Consider the following 19,782-nt stretch of genomic DNA (forward strand, 5'->3'; position numbering starts at 1 on the left):
AGCGATAGTTCGTCCGACCGCCAGATAAGGGCTGTCCGCGATTCTCACCTTCTGGGACGGCCCGCCGGCCGCCCCGCCGAGGGGCCCGTCGGGGTGCCATCCAAACGTTCAAACCCGACGCCGACCAACCCCGGTCCAGTGACCGCCTCCGATTCGTGGCGCGACGTCTTCGGCCACGACGAGCCGTACGACGAGCAAGTCGACGGTATCGAGACCGCCATCGAGACCGGCCGGGACGGCGGGTTCGCCGTCGTCGAGGGCGCCTGTGGCACCGGCAAGACGATGCTGGCGCTGACCGCCGGGATCGAGCTGGTCCGGGACCCCGACAGCGACTACGACCGGGTGCTCGTGTTGACCAGCGTCAAGCAACAGCTCCGGCAGTTCGAGGACGACCTCCGGACGATCAACGCGAACCTCCCCGACGGCTACGATCCCGTGACGGCGCTCACGCTCGTCGGGAAGGCCGACGTCTGCCCGTACAACCGCGAGAACGCGGGCGGGATCGACGACACAAACGTCTACGAGCGCTGTGAGTCTCTCCGGGAGGACACCCGCGCGATCACCGGCGAGGCCGGCTCGACGACCGCCCGGAACCTCGTCTCGCGCGCCCGAAGCCAGCAGACCGGGCTGGCTGACTCGGGGGTCTCGGGCGGGGGCGCGACGTACCTCGAAACCGGCGGCGAACCGACGCCGTACCCCCCGGAGATGCCCGAGTACGACGACGTGGAGTACTGTCCGTTCTACGCCCAGTTCCTCGACGATCTGCCCGACGACGGCGAGCCGGTCGAGGCCGTCCCGTTCGACTTCGACGCGATGGGGCTGATCGACCCCGAGGAGCTGGTCTCGCTGTCGGTCCAGCACGGCACCTGCCCTCACTCGATGATGGGCGCGGTGCTGGGCCACGCCGAAGTGGTCGTCGGTAACTACTACCACGCGTTCGATCCCGTCACCACTGGGGGGTTCACGGGCGCGTTACTCGACGACGCCACGTTCGTGGTCTGCGACGAGGCCCACATGCTCGAACCCCGGGTCCGGGACCTCGTGAGCGACGCGGTCGGCGACGCGACCCTGCGGGACGCCGAGTCGGAGCTCGGCCGCGTGATCCAGCCCGTACAGTTCGAGGGTCGAGAGAGCCACACCACCGCCGACGCAGACCTCGTCCGGGCCGAACTCGAGGACGCCGACGTCTCGCTCTCCGAACTGGAGCGGACCCGAGAGTTCCTCCGGGACCTCCGGGAGGAACTGGACCGGCGGGTCACCGCCCACCTCGAACGCGAGCACCGCGGCTGGAAGTCGCGGCTCGCCGACCTCCCCGACGACGAGATCCCGCTCCGGGATCCGACCGAGCCGAGCCCCGACGAGATCACCGAGTGGGCCGAGAAAGCGGGGTACCACGACGGCGTCTGGGCGCGCGCCGAGGCCGTCGGGGGCGTCGCCGCCCGCATCCTGAACGAGGCAGAAGACGACGAGAAAGAGCGCGCCGCCCCGGCCGCCGGGCGCGTGCTCGGCGAGTGGTACCGCAACGACCACGAGCGGTACTTCCGGGAGATCGAGCTCGAACGGACGTGGAACGACACCGAGCCCGAGTCGTCGTGGCGCCGGGCGTACAACGCCCGGCTCGCGATGCAAAACTGCGTGCCAAGCGACGCCATCGGCGAGCGCCTCGCGGAGTTCGGCGGCGGCGTGCTGATGAGCGCGACCCTCGAACCCCTCGACGTGTTCGAGGAAGTGACCGGGCTGAACCACCTCGAACGCGAGGACGATCGCCCGATCGTCGAGCGAACCTACGGCCTGAACTTCCCGCCGGAGAACCGCGAGAGCTTCGCGGTCGACGCCCCGAAGTTCACCTACGACAACCGCGGGGCGCCCGGCGAGGAGACCACCGCAAGACGGGCGTACGCCGACGCGCTCCGGGACGTGGCGGCCGGGACCGCGGGCAACGTCCTCGTGGGCATGCCCAACTACGCCGAGGCCGAGTGGGCCGCCGACGCGCTCCGGGCGAACCCCCGCGTCGAGAAGGCGGTCCTGCTCGACGAGAGTAGCGACGACGACACGACCGAGGACCTCAAGGCCGAGTTCTTCGGCGGCGAGCCGAAGGTGCTGGTGACGAGCCTCCGGGGGACCCTCACCGAGGGCGTCGACTACCAGGGCGATCGGCTCCGGGCCGCGGTGGTGTGTGGCGTCCCGATCATCAACACCGCGAGCCCCCGGACGAAGGCGGTCCGGACCGCGTACAACCGGGCGTTCGGCGACGGCTTCGAGTACGCGCTCACCGTCCCCGCCGCCCGGAAGGCCCGGCAGGCGCTCGGGCGGGTGATCCGCGGCCCGGAGGAGGTCGGCGTCCGCGTGCTCGTCGACTCGCGGTACGCCCGCGACTCGTGGGACAGCGTCCGCAAGTACCTCCCCGAGACCGAGCGCGAGGAGTTCCAGCCGGTGAGTCCCGACATGCTGTCGCTCGGGATCGAGCGGTTCTGGGACGGGCGGGCCTGACCGACCGCCCGGCGACCGCTACTCCTCGACCCTCCGGACCGCGGGCTCGCGGCCGTCGACCGACACGACGTGGGCGTCGTCGGGTTCGAACCCGACCGTGAGGCGCCGGGCTTCCGGGCGCTCTGGCACGCGCAGGGTCACCTCCCGGCCGTCCCAGTCGAGCGACGCCCGGAACGCCTCGCCGAGGAACTCGACCGTCTCGACGGTCGCCTCGAAGGCGTTGGTCGCGTCGCCGACCGCGAGGTGTTCGGGCCGCACGCAGAGGGTGACCGGCGCGCCGTCGGGGGCGTCGAGGCCCGCGACCCGGAACCGCGAGGCGCCGACCCGGACCGCGCCGCCGTCGACCTCGCCCGTAAAGACGTTGTTGTCGCCGAGGAACTCGGCGACGAACCGGGTCGCCGGCCGGCGGTACACCGCCTCGGGCGCGCCGACCTGCTCGACCCGGCCGCCGTTCATCACCGCCACTCGATCCGAGATCGCGAGCGCCTCCTCCTGATCGTGGGTGACGTAGACGGTCGTAATCGCGAGCTCCGACTGGATCGCCCGGACCTGCGTCCGGAGCCGCTGGCGGAGCCGGGCGTCGAGCGCGCTCATCGGCTCGTCGAGCAGGAGGACCTCGGGGCCGGGAGCGAGCGCCCGAGCCAGCGCCACGCGCTGGCGCTGGCCGCCCGACAGCTCGTCGGGCTCGCGGTCGCCGAAGCCGGCGAGGTCGACCAGTTCGAGGAGCTCGGCGACGCGCTCCTCGCGGGACCCGCCGCCGGGGACCTCCCGGAACCGCAGGCCGTAGGCGACGTTCTCGGCGACCGTCATGTGGGGGAAAAGCGCGTAGTTCTGGAAGACGACCCCCACGTCGCGGTCCTCCGGGGCGACCCCGGCCATCTCGCGGTCGCCGAACGCCACCGATCCCGCGTCGGGGGTCTCGAACCCCGCGATCGCGCGGAGGGTCGTGGTCTTGCCACACCCCGACGGGCCGACCAGCGTGAAAAACTCCCCGTCGGCGACGTCGAGGCTCACGTCCCGGAGCGCCGTCACCTCGCCGAACGACTTCGAGACCCCGCGCAGGCGGAGGTCGGTCACGCCTCCCACCTCCGGCGTCTGTCGGCGGTCGAACCCGCGTTCGACCGCCGACGAACGCCTCCCACGTCCGGAGGCCTTCGGACCTCGCGTCGCGAGCCCCTCACGCCTCCCACCTCCCGCCGAGTCGGTCGATGACCACGAAGCTCAGGCTGGTCACCGCAAGCAACACCGTCCCCATCGCGGTGGCGGGCCCGAGCGTCCGGTTGCCGATGTAGCGCTCGACGGCGACTGGCATCGTGTAGCTGGAGCTTCCGGTGGCCAAAATCACCGTCGAATCGAACTCGCCGATGGAGATGGCGAACGCGAACGCCGCGCCCGCCGCGACGCCCGAGGCCACCAGCGGCAGTTCGACGTCGATCAGCGCCCGGACTCGGCTGGCGCCGAGCGCGCGCGCCGACTCGACCATAGAGCGGTCGAGGCCGCCGAGAAGCGGCGAGACGTTCCGGACCACGAACGGGTAGGCCGCGACCGCGTGGGCCGCGACGATGGCGGTCGGGCCGGCGATCTGGAGCCGGTGGCCCCACACCTCGACGCCGAACACCAGCCCGCGGAGCATCCCGAGCCCGACGACCACGCCGCTGACCGCGAGCGGCGCCATCGCGGCGGCGTCGGCGAGCCGTTCGGCCCGGCCGCTCCGGGTCGTCAGCACCGAGACGGTCACGCCCATCGGGAGCGCGACCGCGAGCGCGGCCGCCCCGAACAGCAGGGAGTTGCGCACCGCGACCCCGGGTTTCGTCTGGAACGACGCGCCGGTGGCCTGCCGTTCGAGCAGGAACTGGTAGTACTGGAGGGTGAACCCCTGGGGCCCGGTGAGGCTCTCGGCGACCATGCTGGCGAGCGGGCCGAGGAACACGACCGCGACGACGCCCGCGTAGGCGGCTACGCCGACGCGCTCGGCGAGCGCTCCCGCCGAGGGGGTTTCGGGAACGAGTCGCTTTCGGGCCGGCGGGTTCGCGGCCCGGCTCCCGCCCGACTGGCTCGACTCGTACCGGAGGTAGGCGTAGGTCAGCGCGAGCGAGAGGACGGTCTCGACGACCGCGAGCGTCGCGGCCTCGGCGTAGTCGAGTTGCTGGACCAGCGAGTACACCCACACCTCCACCGTCGCGAGCTGGAACCCACCGAGCGCGAGCACGATGGGAAACGACATGAACGTGAAGACGAACGTGAGTAAGGCGCCGGTCAGCACCGCGGGCAACAACTGCGGGACGAGCACGTCGAGGAACGCCCGGCGCGGACTCGCCCCGAGCGACCGGGCGGTCTCGACGGTCCGGGCGTCGACGCTCTCCCACGCGGCGGTCGTCACGCGGGCCACGAGCGGCGCGTTGTAGAAGGCGTGGGCGACCACGATGGCTTCGAGGGTAAAGAGGAGGTTCACCCGCCCCAGTCCGAACCGGGCGAGCAGGTCGTTGAGCGGCCCCGCCGACCCGAAGAAGGCGACGAAGCCGATGGCGACCATGATCGAGGGCAGGACGAACGGGAGGATGGTGAGCGACCGCACCGTCCGGCGACCCGGGAACTCGTAGCGGGCGAGGACGTACGCGCCGGGGAGCCCGAGCGCGACGCTGGCGAGCGTCGAGAGGGCGGCCTGGTACGCGGTGAACCCGAACCGCCCGAGGGGCGTGTCGGCCGCGACCGCCCCGACCGAACCGAAGTCGCCGGCGAACACCGCCGCGAGCGGGCCGAAGTAGAAGGGGTCTTCGAGCACCTCACGGACGACGTCGAGGCTCCAGGCGTCGCCGATCCGGACGGCGTCGGCGAACACGGTCAGGACCGGGTAGTAAAACACCACGAGCAGGACCGCCGCAGTCGCGACGCCGAGCGCCCCCAGCGCGTGGCGCTCGGCCGTCGACGCGCGGCGTCCGAGCCAGCCCCCGACCCCGTCGCGTCGGCTCACGTCGGGTCAGTTGCTCGCGATCTGGCGCGCCCAGTCGTCGACCCACTCGTCGAGGTTGCCCGCCAGCTCCTCGTAGGTGAACGTGACCGGCTCGTCGGGGATCTTGGCGTACTCGGCGAACTCCTCGGGGAGTTCGGCCCAGTCGGTCGCGGGGAACTGGACGTTCCGGACCGCGATCTCGCCCTGTGCCTCCGCCGACAGCACGAAGTCCATGAACGCGTCGGCGAGCTCGGGCACGTCGGTGTCGGCGAACTTCGCCATCCCCTCGGGGTTGGCGTACCCCTGGTCGTCGAGGAACGAGACCTGGTGTTTCTCCAGATCCTGATCGTAGCGGTTGGCGTACACCTGATCGGTCGAGTACGAGACCACCATCGGCGCCTCGCCCTCCTCCCACGCGGTGTAGGCGTCGTCCCACGACCCGAGGATCGTGACGTCGTTGTCCACCAGCTGTTTCCAGTAGTCGAGATACTCGTCCTCGCCGCGGTTGTGGACCGTCCACAGCAAGAACGCCCGACCGGTCGCGGCCGACTGGGCGTTCTGGACGATGAGATCGCCCGCGTACTCGTCGGTCGTGAGCGCGTCGAACGTCTCGGGGTCGTCGGTCTCGGTGCCGTCGTAGACGAGGCTGATGTAGCCGGTGTCGTAGGGGATCGCGCGCTGTTGGGGGTCGAACTTCAGATCGTCGTCGACGTGGCCGTAGTTGTCGAGGGCGTCGGCGCTCGACGCGAACAGCGATCGGTCGCCGAGCTTCTCGTCGATCCGGATGAGATGGTCGACGTTCGCCCCCACGTACACGTCGGCGTCGATGTCGACGCCCTGTGTCCGACGCTGGATGTAGTAGTTCATCTCGTTGTCGGGGGTCGCCCACTCGATCGTCACGTCGGGGTGGCGCTCCTCGAACGTCTCCTTGAGCCACGGCCCGGGCGAGGAGCTGGGGGCATCGACGAACGAGCTGTAGGTCGCGACCGTCAGCGTTCCGCTCAGCCCGTCGTCGCTCTCGGTGGTGGTCTCCTCGGTCGTCTCGGTCGTCTCGGTCGTCTCCGTGGCCTCGGTCGTCGTCTCGGTGGTGGTCTCTTCGGTCGTGGTCGTCGCCTGCTCGCCGGTTCCGGTACAGCCCGCGAGGCCGATCAGCGACCCCGCCGCGCCGCTTTTGAGGAACGTGCGTCGTTTCATTACCCGGTGATTGCACACAGTGATACTTAGGTGGCGCGGTCCTCGGCTCTCGCGTCCCCCGCCGAACGTATTTGTCCCCGCGCCGTCACGTATCGGGTATGAGCGACCCCGCCGGCGTCGAGTGGCGTTACGACGCGACCCGATCGAGGCTCCTCCGGGTGCTCGCCCACGGGTTCGTGGCCGGACTCGGCGGCGCGCTGTTGCTCGCGGCGGGCACGCTCCTCTTCGCGCTCCCCGCCCTCGTCACCGCGATTTCCCTCGGCGCGTTGCTGTTCGTCGCTCTCCTCGTCCTCGTGGGCGGGCCGGTCTCGCTGGTCTACCTCTGGCCGATGCTCGCGGACCCCGACCAGCGACCGAGTCCGGGCGCGTTCGCCGGCGACGCGACCCCGTGGACGCCCCGAAGCGTGGCCGTCGCCGCCGTCGCGGGCGCGGTCGGCCTCTGGGGGCTGGCGGCCGCCGGCGTCGGCTTCGACGCGCTGTTCGCGGTCGTGGTCGCGCTCGTGTTCTCGCCGGTCGCGGTCGCGCTGTTCTCGACGGCCGGGACGGTCGACCTCGACGGCGGCCCCGCCGGCGCGGCCGACCCGCCGGACGCGACCGGCGAGGTCGACCTCGTCTGCAACGGCCGGCGGGTCCCGCTGGCGCAGGTGACCCGCGTCCGATCGGTCCGGGTCGCCGGCCCGACGATCTACTGGGCGTCGTACGCCCGCGGGACCGGCGCGTTCGTCCCGCGACTCCTGACGGTGCCCCCGGAAGCGGCCGACGCCGTCGGCGCCGCGCTCGATGCGGGCGTCGAGACGCCGGCCGAGTCGCCGACGACCGATCCCGCGGTCCGGGCGGTCGTCTCGGGCGCCGGCCTCCTGTTCGTCGGGGTCGCGGTCCTCGGGTGGCGCGCGGTCGACGACCCGGTCGTCGGCGCGTACCTCGCCGGCGTGCTCGGCCTCGTCGGCGCGCTCCTCTGTCTCGCCGGGTGGCGGGGCGTGTAGCGCCGGCGCGGGACCCAAAGGTTTTCGTGTCCGCTTTCGATGCGGCGAGTATGTCCGGGACGCGACAACGGGTACTCGGCGTGGTGCTCGTGCTGGTCGGACTCCTCGCCGCGGTGGTGCTGTTCGACGTGCTCGGGACCGTCTTCTTCGCGATCACGGTGGCGTCGGTCCTCACCCCGCTCCACCGACGGCTGGTCGAGCGCGGCGCCCACCCGTGGTGGGCGAGCGTCGCCGCGACCGCCGTGGGCTTTCTCAGCGTCCTCGCGCTGTTCGGCTCCTTTGCCTTCCTCGTCTACCGGCGCCAGGCCGACATGCTGGCGGTGCTCAGAGCGCTCCCCCGGAGCCTCACCGTCGAACTGCTCGGCGTCGCCTACACCGCCGACGCGAGCGTCGCCATCGCGTTCGTCCGGGAGAACCTCACCGGGGTCGCGCTCACCGTCGCACGGATCGCGCCGGTGCTCGCGCTCAAGGCGACGCTGTTCGCACTATTGGTGTTCGCGTTGCTCATCCACCGCGAGCGCGCCCGAAAGGCGTTGCTCGCACCGATCCCGCCGAGCTACCGCGACGTGGCCGAGGCGTTTCGCGAGCGCGCTCGCGAGACGCTGTTCGCCATCTACGTCTTACAGGCCGCGACCGCCGCCGCGACCTTCCTCGTCGCGCTCCCCGTCTTCTACCTGCTCGACTACCGGCTGTTCGTCACGCTCGCGCTCGTCTCGGGGTTCCTCCAGTTTCTCCCTATCGTCGGCCCGACCGTGCTGGTGGGACTGCTCGGACTCTACCAGTTCGGCGTCGGCGACGTGACCGCGGCGGTCTCGGTCGGCGTGCTGGGCGCGGTCCTGATCGGGTGGCTCCCCGACGCGGTCGTCCGGCCGCGACTCGCGCGCCACACCGCCGACATCCCCGGGAGCCTCTACTTCATCGGGTTCACCGGCGGGCTCCTCAGCGTCGGCCCGATCGGGTTCATCGCGGGGCCGCTGGTGGTGGCGCTCCTCGCGGAGGCGACCGACCTCCTCGCCGCCGAAGTCAACGGCGCCACCGCGACCGACTGATCACGGGACGGCGAGCGCCGCCGACTCGCGCAGGCCGACCGGCTGGGAGCGCCAGCCGTCCCCGACCGACAGCAGAAACGTCCCCTCGGCCGTCATCGCGTAGGCGCCGTCGGAACCGCGATCGAGCGCGACGATCGCCTCCTCGACCGGTAGCGACACCGTCCGCCACGCCCCCTCGGCGAACTCGAAGAGCGCCGCGTCGGTCGCGGCGTGAGCCTCGCCGAGGTCGCCGGCGCTCGCCGTCTGGTCGGCGCCGGCCGGCGAGGCGCTGACCGCGCGGAAGGCGCCCTCCAGTTCGGCCAGCCACCCGTTCCCGAGCCGGTAGAGGCCGTCGTCGGTGGCGGCCAGCGGCGTCTCGGCCGCCGACACGTCCCGGGCCTCGTTCAGTCCGACCTGCCGGAGGCCGCCGCTCGTCGCCCGGTAGACGCCGGAGGCCCCCGCGAGGAAATCGCCGTCGACGGCCCGGGCGTCGGCGACCTCGCCGAGTTCGGTCCACGAGTCGCCGCGCTCGCGGATCACCCGGCCGTCGCCGAGCGCCGCCACGAGGTCGCCGTCGGTCCCGAACCCGACCGCGACCGCCGGGCCGACGCCGAGCGCCCCGAAGCCGTCGCCTGTCGCGACCAGCACGTCCTCGTCGGTGGCGACCGCGAGTCGGCCGTCCCGCCCGGCGGCGTCCCGGGCGGTACACTGGTGTTTTAGCCCGAACTCCCCGACCAGATCGTCGGAGGTCTCGATCGCGGCCACGCCGAACTCACCGACGACGTACACCGGGACGCTCTCGTCGCTCCCGTCGTACACCCGCTTCTCGTCGATGCTGATGTCCATGTCCGATCGTGGGGCACCCGGCGGGTTAGTGGTTCGGGTTCACGGGCCGTCGAGGAACGCGGCCCCGGTCGCGATGAGCGTCCGGAGAGAACACCCGACGTCGTGGTCGAACGTGACCGCGACGCCGCTCGCGTCGCTGTAGGGGTAGTGGACGAGGACGCCGTCCTCGAACCACCGGGCGGTGGCCTCCAGATCGCCGAGTCGGTAGAGGTCGGTCAGCCGGGTGGGGTCGCCGAACGCTTCGAGCGCGAGGTCGTCGATCAGGCAGGCGATCTCGTCGTCGTCGTACGACTCGGCGACGTCGTCGCGGACGTCCAACACCGCCTGGTGGCGACCGTGGTAGTGGACGCCACATCGGAGGCTATCGCCGGCGAGCGGTCGCAGCGTCTCGAGCAGTTCGCGCGCCCGCGACGCGCAGAGGTGGGCCGCCGAATCGCTCACTGTTGGACTCACTTTGCCTCTCGTATATAACGTCGTCTACTCGGCACTCCCCGACCGGCGGGGCTGACGGCCGGCTAACACGTCCCGAGCGTCTCCGGAATGCCTTTTGCGTCCCGGTCCGCACCCACGGGCATGAAGGTATTCGGGTCCAGCGGAACTCGCGGGGTCGCCAACGAGGCGCTGACCCCGGAGTTCGTGCTGAAGGTCGCCAAGGCCGCGGGGACGGTGTGGCGGGCCGATCGCGTGGCGGTCGCTCGCGACACCCGCGCGACGGGACGGATGCTCGCCGACGCCGCCGCCAGCGGGCTCGCCAGCGTCGGCGCGGACGTCGACCGGCTCGGCGTGGTTCCGACGCCGGGCGCCCAGTCGTACGCCGGCCGCGAGTCGGTGCCGGTCGTGATGATAACCGCCTCCCACAACCCGCCCCAGTACAACGGCGTGAAGCTCGTCGGCGCGGACGGCGTCGAGCTCGCGGTCGAGGACCTAGAGCGCATCGAACAGAAGTTCCTCGCCGAGCAGTTCGACGGGGCACCGTGGAGCGAGACCGGAACGAGCCGCGAGGTCGAGGGCGTCCGGCGGGCGTACGTCGACCGGCTTCTGGCGTCGGTCGACCGCGAGACCGTCGCCGACGCCGACCTCACGGTCGCGCTCGACCCCGGCCACGGCGCGGGGTCGCTCACCAGCCCGGAGTTCTTCCGGAAGCTGGGCTGTCGGGTCGTCACCGCCAACAGCCAGCCCGACGGCCACTTCCCCGGCCGGGACCCCGAACCGGTCCCGGAGAACCTCGGCGATCTCGCCCGGCTCGTCGAGGCGACCGACGCCGACGTGGGGATCGCCCACGACGGCGACGCCGACCGCGCCATCTTCTACGACGAGACCGGCGAGTACGTCGAGGGCGACGCGACGCTGGCGGCGCTCGCGGCCGCCGAACTCGACCCCGGCGACTCGGTGGTCTCGGCGGTCAACGTCTCCCAGCGCCTCGTCGACGTGGCCGACGACTGCGAGGCGTACCTCGAACTCACCCCGATCGGCTCGACCAACCTCATCACCCGGATCGAGGAGCTCCAACAGCAGGGCAAGCCGGTCCCGGTCGCCGGCGAGGGCAACGGCGGGATCTTCTTCCCGGAGTACCTGCTGGCCCGCGACGGCGCGTACACCGCCGCGCGATTCCTCGAACTGCTCGCCGACCGCCCCGCGAGCGAGGTCGTCGCGCCCTACGACGGCTATCACAACGTCCGCATCAACATCGGCCACGACACCGACGCCGAGCGTGACGCGCTTCTCGAGGCCGCCGAGCGCGAGGCCGAGGCCGCCGACGCCGAGGTCACGACCCTCGACGGCTACCGGCTCGACTACGGCGACGCGTGGGTGCTGGCCCGCCCCAGCGGCACCGAGCCGATGGTCCGGATCTACGCCGAGGCCCGCGAGGAGTCCAGAGCACGCGACTTGGCCGAGGAGATGGCGGCGGCGTTACGCGACGCGAAGGCCGCGGCGTAGCGATCGCTCGGCGAGCGGTCGGCGGTGGCGGCTCGAAGCCCTCCCACACCGACGAGAGAGAAGACTTATTCGGACCCGCCGGCGTCTCGGAGACATGCCAGCCTCTCGGCGTACGTTCCTCGGCGCGGTCGGGACCGCCCTCGCGACCGGGGCCAGCGGCTGTACCGGCTCGGACCCTCGCCCGGTGTCGCTCTCGGTGTCGAATCTGACGGCCGAAGACCGCTCGGTGTTCGTCGAGATCCTGCCGGTCGATATCGAAGCGGACCTCTCGGAGAAGCAGTTGTTCGGTGAGTGGATCGATCTGGCCTCGAACGCGTCGGACGGGACCTCGTACGTCGACCGTCAGGACGTCTCCGACGCCCAGAAAGCGCTCGTCCGGGTCAAGCAAAGTCAGGGCTACATCAACGAGTACACCTTCGTCCCCGACTGCCCCGATTCGGACGCGGGCGAACACGTCGAAGTCTCGATCCTGTCGGCTACCGTGGCGTCGGTCTCCCAGAACTGGTGTCGGACGTAACGGCGTCGCGGCTCTCTCGTCTCCCGACGCGAACGACCTCGTCGTCGGCCCGCCGCGATCGACCGCTCGCCAATACGTTCGTCTCTTTTCATCTGACCTCAGTTTTCGTGGCTTTTATGCTTGCTAGCCGGTGATTCTGCAATATGACCTCCTCAGACCGTCAGTTCACGCGGATCTCGAGCGGGATCTCCGGGCTCGATACGCTCCTCCGCGGCGGGTTCGTCAACGGTCGGTTGTACCTCGTCATCGGGCCGCCCGGGGCCGGCAAGACCCTCCTCGGGACCCAGTTTCTCGAAGCGGGCCTCGACGCGGGCGAGACGGTCCTGTTCATCCACGGCGAGGAGTCGGCCGACGACCTCCGGGCCAACACCGCCGAACTCGGCATCGACCTCGACGACGCCGCGTTCCTCGACGTCGGGCCCGAGTCGGACTTTTTCACTCGGGCCCAGTCGTACGACGTGGTCAAGCCCCGCGACGTCGAGGACGGCCATCTGATCGCCGACATCAGAGACTCGATCGAAGCGGTCGACCCCGACCGCGTTCTGATCGACCCGATAACCCACTTCCAGTACCTCGAACCGACCGAGTACCAGTTCCGAAAGCGCATCATCTCGTTCGCGCGCTTCCTCAAAAACCGGGGGACGACCGTGCTGGCGACCAAGACGCCGACCGAGCAGATGGACACCCAGCTCAAGTCGCTCAGCGACGGCGTCATCACCCTCAACCACGGCGACGAGAAGGCCGGCCGACGGATCCGCGTGCCGAAACACCGCGGGGTCGGCCAGCGCGATGGGTCCCACGGGATGGAGATCCGCGAGGGCGGGGTCGAGGTCTTCCCCGCGCTCGTGCCCGAAACGCACAGTCGGCGGTTCGAACCGACCAAGTTTTCCTCGGGCATCGACGGGCTCGACGCCCTCCTCGACGGCGGGCTCGAACGCGGCACGGTCACGATCCTCAGCGGTCCCTCGGGGGTCGGCAAGTCGACGACGGCCGCGGAGTTCCTGTCGACGGCCGCCCAGCACGGGGACCCGGCGCTCGCGTACCTGTTCGGGGAGTCGATCGAGACGTTCACTCACCGGGCCGAGCACTTTGGCAACCCGGTCTCGGACCTCCACGAGGAGGGGTCGCTTTTGATCGAGGAGATCGACTCGCTCGCGATGTCGCCCGAGGAGTTCGCCAATCAGGTCCGCACGCAGGTCGAACGCCACGCGGCCGAACTCGTCGTCATCGACGGCATCGCCGGCTACAAGAACGCGATCAAGGGCGGGGAAGACGGCGTGGAACTGCGCCGCCGGCTCCGGGCGCTCACAAAGTACCTGATCCAGATGAACGCGTCGGTGATTCTGATCGACCAGCGCAGGGAGGTGACGGGGTTCCCCGAACCGACCAGCGAGAGCGTCAGCTATCTCGCCGACAACATCGTCTTCGAGAACTACATCGAGGTCGGCGGCGAGCTCCAGCGGATCGTCGGGGTGCTGAAAAAGCGCATCGGGGGCTTCGAGACGGTCCCGCGCCGGTTCAGGATCACCGACGACGGGCTCCAGATCGGCGAGTCGGTCTCGGGGATGCACGGGGTCGTCGAAGGCGTGCCCAAACGCGTCGGTGGTGATCCCGATCAGTCGCTCTGAGACATCCGATAGCAATGACCGAGATCCAACTGCTGTTGTCCGCCGACGGCAACCGCCGGGCGCTGGCGTCGGTCGTGGACGAACACTACGATCCGATCGTCGACGAGGAGCTCCGGGACGCGGATCTGTATCTCGTCGACGAGCCGTCGTTTCACCGCTACCGCGACGCGCTGGATCGACGCAGACGCGAGACCAGAACGGTGTTCTGTCCGGTGGTGTTGCTCCGTCGCGACCGGACGCCGGTGACCGTCGACCTCCCCGACCCGGTCGAGTCCGAGTCGCCGCTCCTCGTCAACGAGGTGCTGGACGCGCCGGTCGGGAAACAGACGCTCTTTCGAACGGTCGAGAACCTCCTCGCGAGGCAGGCCCGGAGCGAGCACATCGCGGCGGAACTCGACGCCGCGACCGCCAAACTCCGCGAGCGAAACGACCAGCTCGAAGCCCAGCGCGACGACCTCGGGCTGTTGAACCAGATGTTGCGCCACGACATCCGCAACGACCTACAGCTCGTCACCGCCTACGGCGACCTGCTCGAAGCCCACGTCGACGAGGCGGGGCGCGAACACCTCCGAACGGTCCTCGACAGCGCCGACCACGCGGTCGAGCTCACCGAGACGGCGCGGGAGATGGCCGACGTGATGCTCTCGACCGAGGAGGCCGAACCGGAGCGAATCGCGCTTCGCGGGACGCTCGACCTCGAACTCGAACGAGTCCGCTCGGAGTACCCGGACGCGACCGTCGCCGTCGAGGGGACCGTCCCGGGGGTCACCGTCGTCGCCGACGACATGCTCGACTCGGTGTTTCGAAACCTGCTCAAAAACGCCATCCAACACAACGACGGGCCGGCCCCGAACGTGACCGTCTCGGTCCGCGAGCGTGCGGGCGAGGTCGCGGTCCGAATCGCGGACGACGGCCCCGGCGTCCCCGACGAGCAGAAAGACGAGATCTTCGGGAGACGGGCGACCGGTCTGGAGAGCGACGGGACGGGCATCGGGCTCTATCTGGTCCGGACGCTGGTCGAATCGTACGGCGGCGACGTGTGGGTCGAGGACAACGACCCCGAAGGCGCGGTGTTCGTCGTGACGCTCCCGACGGTCGAGGAGGCTCGGTCTGATGGCTGAGATCCAACTGCTGGTCGACGGCTCGGGCAACCGCCGCGCCCTTACCTCGATTCTGGACGACAACCACACTCCGGTCGTCGACGAGGAGTTGCGCGAGGTCGATCTGTATCTCGTCGACGAGCCGTCGTTTCACCGATACAGCGACGCGCTAGAGCGCCGCAAAAGAGAGCTCGATCCGGTGTTCTGTCCGGTCGTCCTCGTGCGCCGGGACCAGACGCCGGTCACGGTCGACCTCCCGGACGTCGAGACCGCCGAGCGCCCGCTGGTCGTCGACGACGTCGTGACCGCCCCCGTCGAACCGGCGTCGCTGTTCCGGACCATCTCGAACCTCCTCGCGCGTCGCAACCAGACCGCCGAACTCCACGCCGACCTCCGGGCGCAAAACGACGAGCTCCGGCAGTTCAAGAACGCGGTCGAGCACGCCGGTCACGCGATCCTCATCACCGATCCCGACGGGGTCATCGAGTACGTCAACCCGGCCTTCGAGCGGATGACCGGCTACGCCGCCGCCGAGGTCATCGGCGAAAACCCCCGGATCCTCAAATCCGGCGAGCAGGACGAGTCGCTGTACCGGGAGCTGTGGCACACCATCCGGGACGGCGACATCTGGACCGGCGAACTGGTCAACGAGCGCAAATCCGGCGAGCGGTTCGTGATCAATCAGACGATCGCGCCGATCGCGGACGCCGACGGGGAGATTCAGGCGTTCGTCGGGATTCAAGACGACATCACCGCGCACAAACTGCGCGAGCAACAGCTCACGGTGTTCCACCGCATACTCAGACACAACCTCCGGAACAAAGGGACGGTCATCAACGGGTACGCCGCCGAACTCGAGGCGTCTCTCGACGACGACGCGTTCGTCGAACACCTCCGCACCATCCAGGAGAACGTCCAGTTGCTCCTCGAAACGAGCGAGAAGGCCCACCGCATCCAGCGGATCTTCGGCGACTCGCTCGACGAGGACACCGAGCGCGGGCTGATGGCGGCGCTGGAACAGATCGCCGACGAGGTCGGGGCGCTGTACCCGGACGCCGAGATCGCGATCGAGGGCGACCGCACGGAGTCGGTTCGGATCGACGCGCGGGCGATCCCCGCGTTTCGCGAACTCGTCGAGAACGCGGTCAAACACTCAGAGTCGGCGGTCCCGCGTGCGGCGATCACCGCGAGGACCGAGTCCGCCACGGCGACGGTCACCATCGCGGACAACGGTCCCGGCATCCCCGACCAGGAGCGACGCGTCATCGAGGCCGAGACCGAAAAGCCCCTCGAACACGGCTCCAGACTCGGGCTGTGGTTCGCCTACTGGGTCATCACGTACGTCGGCGGCGACATCGATCTGGAGACCACCGCCGACGGCACGACGGTGTCGGTGACCCTCCCGGTCACGCGGTAGCGCGCCTATCGGTTCGGGTGGTCGTCGAGCGCGTCCTCCAACCGCTCTCTCCGGGACCGAAGCTCGTCGAGTTCGCGCTCGACCGCGCCGCGCTCGATCTTCTCGCGTTCGGCCTCCGAGAGCTGTTCGGCCGCGATCGCCGCGGTCCGCAGACGTTCGAAGCGGTCGGCGTCCCGGACCGCCGTCTGGACCGCCCGGAGGTCTGCGACCACGCCCTCGGGCGCGAACCGGCCGACGACCGACACCAGCTCGTCGGTCCGCCACCGGAGGTCGGCCGCCGACCGGGGCGGCCAGTCGAGCCGCAGGGGCGCGGCGTCGAGGCGTTCGAGGTACGTCTCGTTGGTCGCCACCGCGCGCTTGAGCGCGGCGGGCGCCTCGACGTAGTGGTCGAGCTTCGAGTTCGAGTACCCCGAGAGCTCCAGTAGCTCCGGGACGGGCTTCTCGCCGGCCTCGCTGTCGGCGACGTACGCCCGGAGGCGCTCGGGCGGCTCGCGGAACTCGACCAGCGGGTAGTCGCGGGTGACAGCCACGAAATCGAGGACCGCACGGGCGCTCGCGTTCCGTCGGAACTCGTCGAACGCCTCGGTCACCGCGTCGTTGTACGCCTCGATGGGCTCGCGGATCTCCTCGACCGGCGCGTCGAGGTCGGCGTCGCCGAGTTCGAGCAGTCGCTCGCGGTCGGCGATCTCCTCGCCCACGCCTTCGAGCGCGTCCCGGACCGCGCGCCGGCGCTCGCGGTAGCGATCGAGCGCCTCGGCGCGGTCCTCGAGCAGTCCCGCGATCTCGGCGGCGGGTTCGAGGTCCTCGCGGGCGAGTTCGAAGTCCCGCTCGTTGAGTCGGTTCTTGTCGAAGCGGTCGCCGGCCGCGTCGAAGGCGTCGTAGGCGGGCAGGTCCTCCGAGAGCTCTTCGACGAACGAGCCGAACTCGGCTTTGAACTCCACGAACTTCTGGAAGTTCTGGCGGCCGGTCCCGGTCGCCTGCTCCTCGTAGCGCGCCAGCAGGCCGGTCGCCCGGTCGTAGGCGTCGGCCACCGACTCGACGGTCGACTCACCGTACTCCTCGATCCGGGCGTCGATCTCGCGACGCCGCTCGTCGGCGTCCGCCAGCTCGGCGACCGCCGAGGCCGGCGCGGCGTTCTCACTCATACGCGTCGTCGGGGTCGAACGCGCGGTCGGCGACCGTCTCGCCGTCGAGCGTCCGGTAGAAACACGTCTCGTAGCCGGTGTGACACGCCCCGCCCTCCGGGTCGACGAGGTACAGCAGGGCGTCGCCGTCGCAGTCGACCCGGACCTCCTCGACGTGCTGGACGTTCCCGCTGGTCGCGCCCTTCTGCCAGAGCTCCTCGCGGCTCCGCGAGTAGTAGTGGGCGAGGCCGGTCTCGCGGGTCTTCGCGACCGCCTCGTCGGTGACGTACGCGAGCATCAGCACCTCGCCCGTCTCGGCGTCCTGTGCGACCGCGGGAATCCGTCCGGACTCGCCGAAGTCGAGTTCGACCGCCCGGGCGGCGTCGGGGTCGGCCTCGGCCTCGGTCGTGGGGGCGTCGCTCATTTGGTGAGGCTTCGTCTTTCCCGGCGATATGCTTTGTGTGTCGGACACGCCGCGCCGATCGCGGAAAATAGCGACGAGCGGCCGCGCCGCCGATCGGCGCCGTCCCGCCCGAGCCCGTGCCGGCGTTAGGACTCGGGGGCGCCGACCGCGCCCGCCCGCCGGAAGTCGGCCGCCCCGACGTACTCGCCGTCCCGGACTAAGATCGCCTGCGCGTTGCCGAGCCCGACCGACTCGTCTTGGATCGCGTGGCCGAGCCCCGACAGCTCCTCGCGGACGCCTTCGGGGACGCCGTCCTCCCAGTAGAGCTCCGGGTCGTCGTCGGCGTAGATACGTGGCTCGGCGATCGCCTCGGCGAGCCCCATCCCGAACGTCGTCACGTTCTGAATTATCTGGGCGACCGTCGTGATGATGGTCGTGCCCCCGGGCGAGCCGACGGTCATGAACGGCTCGCCGTCGCGGAACACGATGGTCGGGCTCGTCGAGCTCAGCGGGCGCTTGTTCGGTCGGACCTCGTTCGGACCGCCCGGCGTGGCGTCGAAGTCGGTCAGCTCGTTGTTGAGCATGAACCCGTAGCCCGGCACCATCATCTTCGTCCCGAAGAACTGCTCGATGGTGCTCGTCCACGACACCATGTTGCCCTCGCTGTCGGCGGTCGTGAAGTGGGTCGTCTGGCCGCGATCGGCCGCCAGCGGCGTGGCTCGGTCGGGTCCGGGCCGGCCGGCGGCCGCCCCCGCTCGCGCCCCGGCGTCGCTCCGGGAGACCGCCAACAGCGCCGCCAGCATGCCGAGCACGGTCTCTGCGCTCTCGGCGTCGAGGCTCCGGGCCATCTCGGCCGGGTCGGCCACCAGCGGGCTGGTGCGGTAGGGCTCGCCGGGCTGGTAGGCCCACGGGTCGCCCGGCTCCCACGGCGGTTCGGTCGCCGACGACAGCGAGATCTCGTCGCGGCGCTCGGCGAGGTACTCCTCGTCTAACAGTCCCTGCCACGGCGCGTCGGCGAACAGCTTGTCGCCCATGTACGCCCCGCGGTCGGCGTACGCCCGGTGGAACGCCTCGGCGAGCGCGTGGTACTTCTCGGTCGATCTGGGGCCGTACTCGCCGAGGTCGAAGCTCTCGACCAGCTTCAGGACGTGGCCGACCGTCAGCCCCCCGGAGCTGGGCAGTGACATCGTCCGGATCACCACGTCCTCGTACTCGACGTACTCGGGGTGGTCCATGGTGACGTTGTACGCCGCCAGATCGTTCGTGGTCATGGTCCCGCCGGTGTCTTGCACCGTCTCGGCGATGGCTTCGGCGATCTCGCCCCGATAGAACGCCTCGACCCCCTCGTCGCGGATCAGCTCGAGCGTGTCCGCGAGGTCGGGCTGGAGCAGCGAGTCGCCCGCCTCCAGGGGCTCGCCGCCGGGCGCGAACACCGACCGGGCGGCGTCGTTGAAGTTGTCGACCTCCTCGGCGATCACCTCCGCGAGGTACGCGTCGACCGTCGCTTCCCGGAAACCGGGCGACGCGAGGTCGATGGCCGGCTGGATCAACCGCTCGAGCGGCCGGGTGCCAAAGCGCTTGAGCGCCACGTCGATTGCCCGCAGGGTCCCCGGGACGCCGACGGCCTGACCGCTCATGTGGCGCTGGTCGAACGGGATCGGCTCGCCGTCCTCGCCGAGAAACATCTCCGGGTCGGCCCCGGCCGGCGCGCGCTCGCGGTTGTCCACCGCGTAGGTCACGTCCTCGTCGGCCGAGTACACCAGCATGAACCCGCCGCCGCCGATGCCCGAGCCGTGCGGCTGGACCACGTTGAGCGCAAACTGGACCGCCACCGCCGCGTCGACCGCATTGCCGCCGTCTTCGAGTACGTTGGTGCCGACCCGGGTCGCCTCCGGGTGGACCGACGACACCATCCCCTCGGCGCTGGTCGCGGTCGCGACCTCCTCGGCCTGCATCGCGCGCGGTCGGCCGTCGACCGCGCTCGCCCGTGCGGAGGCGGGCACCGCGCTCAGCCCCAGCGCGGCCGCCGACCCCCGCAAGAAGTCGCGTCGGTTCGTTCGCCCTGTTCGTTCGCGGTCGCGCTCCTCGGAGCGCGTGTCGTGTCCCCCCATAGTTACCTCGTCCCGTGCGAACGCACGGCACGAACCGGCTACTGTTAGTCGCC

Annotated in this window: 16 protein-coding genes; 8 read left to right on the top strand and 8 right to left on the bottom strand. The window is 70.4% G+C overall.

Going from position 1 to position 19,782, the window contains the following annotated elements:
* Positions 1-138: 138 nt before the first annotated feature.
* Complete coding sequence (locus EPY72_RS07985) at positions 139-2,490, top strand: ATP-dependent DNA helicase (protein WP_135806085.1); 2,352 nt, start codon at positions 139-141, stop codon at positions 2,488-2,490.
* Between the two features lie 18 nt (positions 2,491-2,508).
* Here the strand turns inward: EPY72_RS07985 and EPY72_RS07990 are convergent, their stop codons facing one another.
* From EPY72_RS07990 to EPY72_RS08000, 3 genes are all read right to left on the bottom strand, one after another.
* Positions 2,509-3,567, bottom strand: a complete 1,059-nt coding sequence (locus EPY72_RS07990; RefSeq protein ID WP_134668641.1) for an ABC transporter ATP-binding protein — start codon at positions 3,565-3,567, stop codon at positions 2,509-2,511.
* Positions 3,568-3,667: 100 nt separating this feature from the next.
* Complete coding sequence (locus tag EPY72_RS07995; protein WP_210423512.1) at positions 3,668-5,461, bottom strand: ABC transporter permease; 1,794 nt, start codon at positions 5,459-5,461, stop codon at positions 3,668-3,670.
* A gap of 6 nt (positions 5,462-5,467) precedes the next feature.
* Positions 5,468-6,634, bottom strand: a complete 1,167-nt coding sequence (locus tag EPY72_RS08000) for a thiamine ABC transporter substrate-binding protein (protein WP_135806086.1) — start codon at positions 6,632-6,634, stop codon at positions 5,468-5,470.
* A 98-nt stretch (positions 6,635-6,732) separates the two neighbouring features.
* Here EPY72_RS08000 and EPY72_RS08005 point away from each other — a divergent pair, with 98 nt between their 5' ends.
* Both EPY72_RS08005 and EPY72_RS08010 read left to right on the top strand, forming a co-directional pair.
* Positions 6,733-7,617: a hypothetical protein gene (locus tag EPY72_RS08005; RefSeq protein ID WP_135806087.1), complete on the top strand. Its 885-nt coding sequence runs from the start codon at positions 6,733-6,735 to the stop codon at positions 7,615-7,617.
* A 50-nt stretch (positions 7,618-7,667) separates the two neighbouring features.
* On the top strand, positions 7,668-8,666 hold the full coding sequence (locus EPY72_RS08010; RefSeq protein WP_134668647.1) for an AI-2E family transporter: 999 nt from the start codon (positions 7,668-7,670) through the stop codon (positions 8,664-8,666).
* Here the strand turns inward: EPY72_RS08010 and EPY72_RS08015 are convergent, their stop codons facing one another.
* Both EPY72_RS08015 and EPY72_RS08020 read right to left on the bottom strand, forming a co-directional pair.
* Positions 8,667-9,491 carry an HVO_0234 family beta-propeller protein gene (locus tag EPY72_RS08015; protein ID WP_135806088.1) on the bottom strand — a complete coding sequence of 275 codons (825 nt, stop codon included), beginning with the start codon at positions 9,489-9,491 and terminating at the stop codon, positions 8,667-8,669. It abuts the gene before it with no gap.
* A 39-nt stretch (positions 9,492-9,530) separates the two neighbouring features.
* Positions 9,531-9,932 carry a DUF7522 family protein gene (locus EPY72_RS08020; protein WP_135806089.1) on the bottom strand — a complete coding sequence of 134 codons (402 nt, stop codon included), beginning with the start codon at positions 9,930-9,932 and terminating at the stop codon, positions 9,531-9,533.
* 132 nt (positions 9,933-10,064) lie between these two features.
* Here EPY72_RS08020 and glmM point away from each other — a divergent pair, with 132 nt between their 5' ends.
* The 5 genes from glmM to EPY72_RS08045 all read left to right on the top strand — a co-directional run bounded on the left by glmM (position 10,065) and on the right by EPY72_RS08045 (position 16,091).
* Positions 10,065-11,429: a phosphoglucosamine mutase gene (glmM, locus tag EPY72_RS08025; RefSeq protein ID WP_135806090.1), complete on the top strand. Its 1,365-nt coding sequence runs from the start codon at positions 10,065-10,067 to the stop codon at positions 11,427-11,429.
* 94 nt (positions 11,430-11,523) lie between these two features.
* Positions 11,524-11,946, top strand: a complete 423-nt coding sequence (locus EPY72_RS08030; protein WP_135806091.1) for a hypothetical protein — start codon at positions 11,524-11,526, stop codon at positions 11,944-11,946.
* A 143-nt stretch (positions 11,947-12,089) separates the two neighbouring features.
* Positions 12,090-13,574 (top strand): ATPase domain-containing protein, encoded by a 1,485-nt coding sequence (locus EPY72_RS08035; RefSeq protein WP_134668656.1) that lies wholly within the window; start codon positions 12,090-12,092, stop codon positions 13,572-13,574.
* A 14-nt stretch (positions 13,575-13,588) separates the two neighbouring features.
* The gene (locus EPY72_RS08040; RefSeq protein WP_135806092.1) at positions 13,589-14,695 is read left to right on the top strand and encodes a sensor histidine kinase; all 1,107 of its coding nucleotides are present in this window, start codon (positions 13,589-13,591) and stop codon (positions 14,693-14,695) included.
* On the top strand, positions 14,688-16,091 hold the full coding sequence (locus tag EPY72_RS08045; RefSeq protein ID WP_135806093.1) for a PAS domain S-box protein: 1,404 nt from the start codon (positions 14,688-14,690) through the stop codon (positions 16,089-16,091). The genes EPY72_RS08040 and EPY72_RS08045 overlap by 8 nt, the downstream gene beginning before the upstream one ends.
* 5 nt (positions 16,092-16,096) lie before the next feature.
* Here EPY72_RS08045 and EPY72_RS08050 read toward each other — a convergent pair whose 3' ends face one another.
* The 3 genes from EPY72_RS08050 to EPY72_RS08060 form a co-directional block, all read right to left on the bottom strand.
* Positions 16,097-17,236 (bottom strand): DUF7118 family protein, encoded by a 1,140-nt coding sequence (locus EPY72_RS08050; RefSeq protein ID WP_135806094.1) that lies wholly within the window; start codon positions 17,234-17,236, stop codon positions 16,097-16,099.
* On the bottom strand, positions 17,229-17,639 hold the full coding sequence (hisI, locus tag EPY72_RS08055) for a phosphoribosyl-AMP cyclohydrolase (RefSeq protein WP_134668663.1): 411 nt from the start codon (positions 17,637-17,639) through the stop codon (positions 17,229-17,231). The genes EPY72_RS08050 and hisI overlap by 8 nt, the downstream gene beginning before the upstream one ends.
* A gap of 125 nt (positions 17,640-17,764) precedes the next feature.
* Positions 17,765-19,729, bottom strand: a complete 1,965-nt coding sequence (locus EPY72_RS08060; protein WP_135806095.1) for a gamma-glutamyltransferase family protein — start codon at positions 19,727-19,729, stop codon at positions 17,765-17,767.
* Positions 19,730-19,782 lie beyond the last annotated feature (53 nt).

The sequence above is a fragment of the Halorussus marinus genome (assembly GCF_004765795.1).
GTDB lineage: Archaea > Halobacteriota > Halobacteria > Halobacteriales > Haladaptataceae > Halorussus > Halorussus marinus.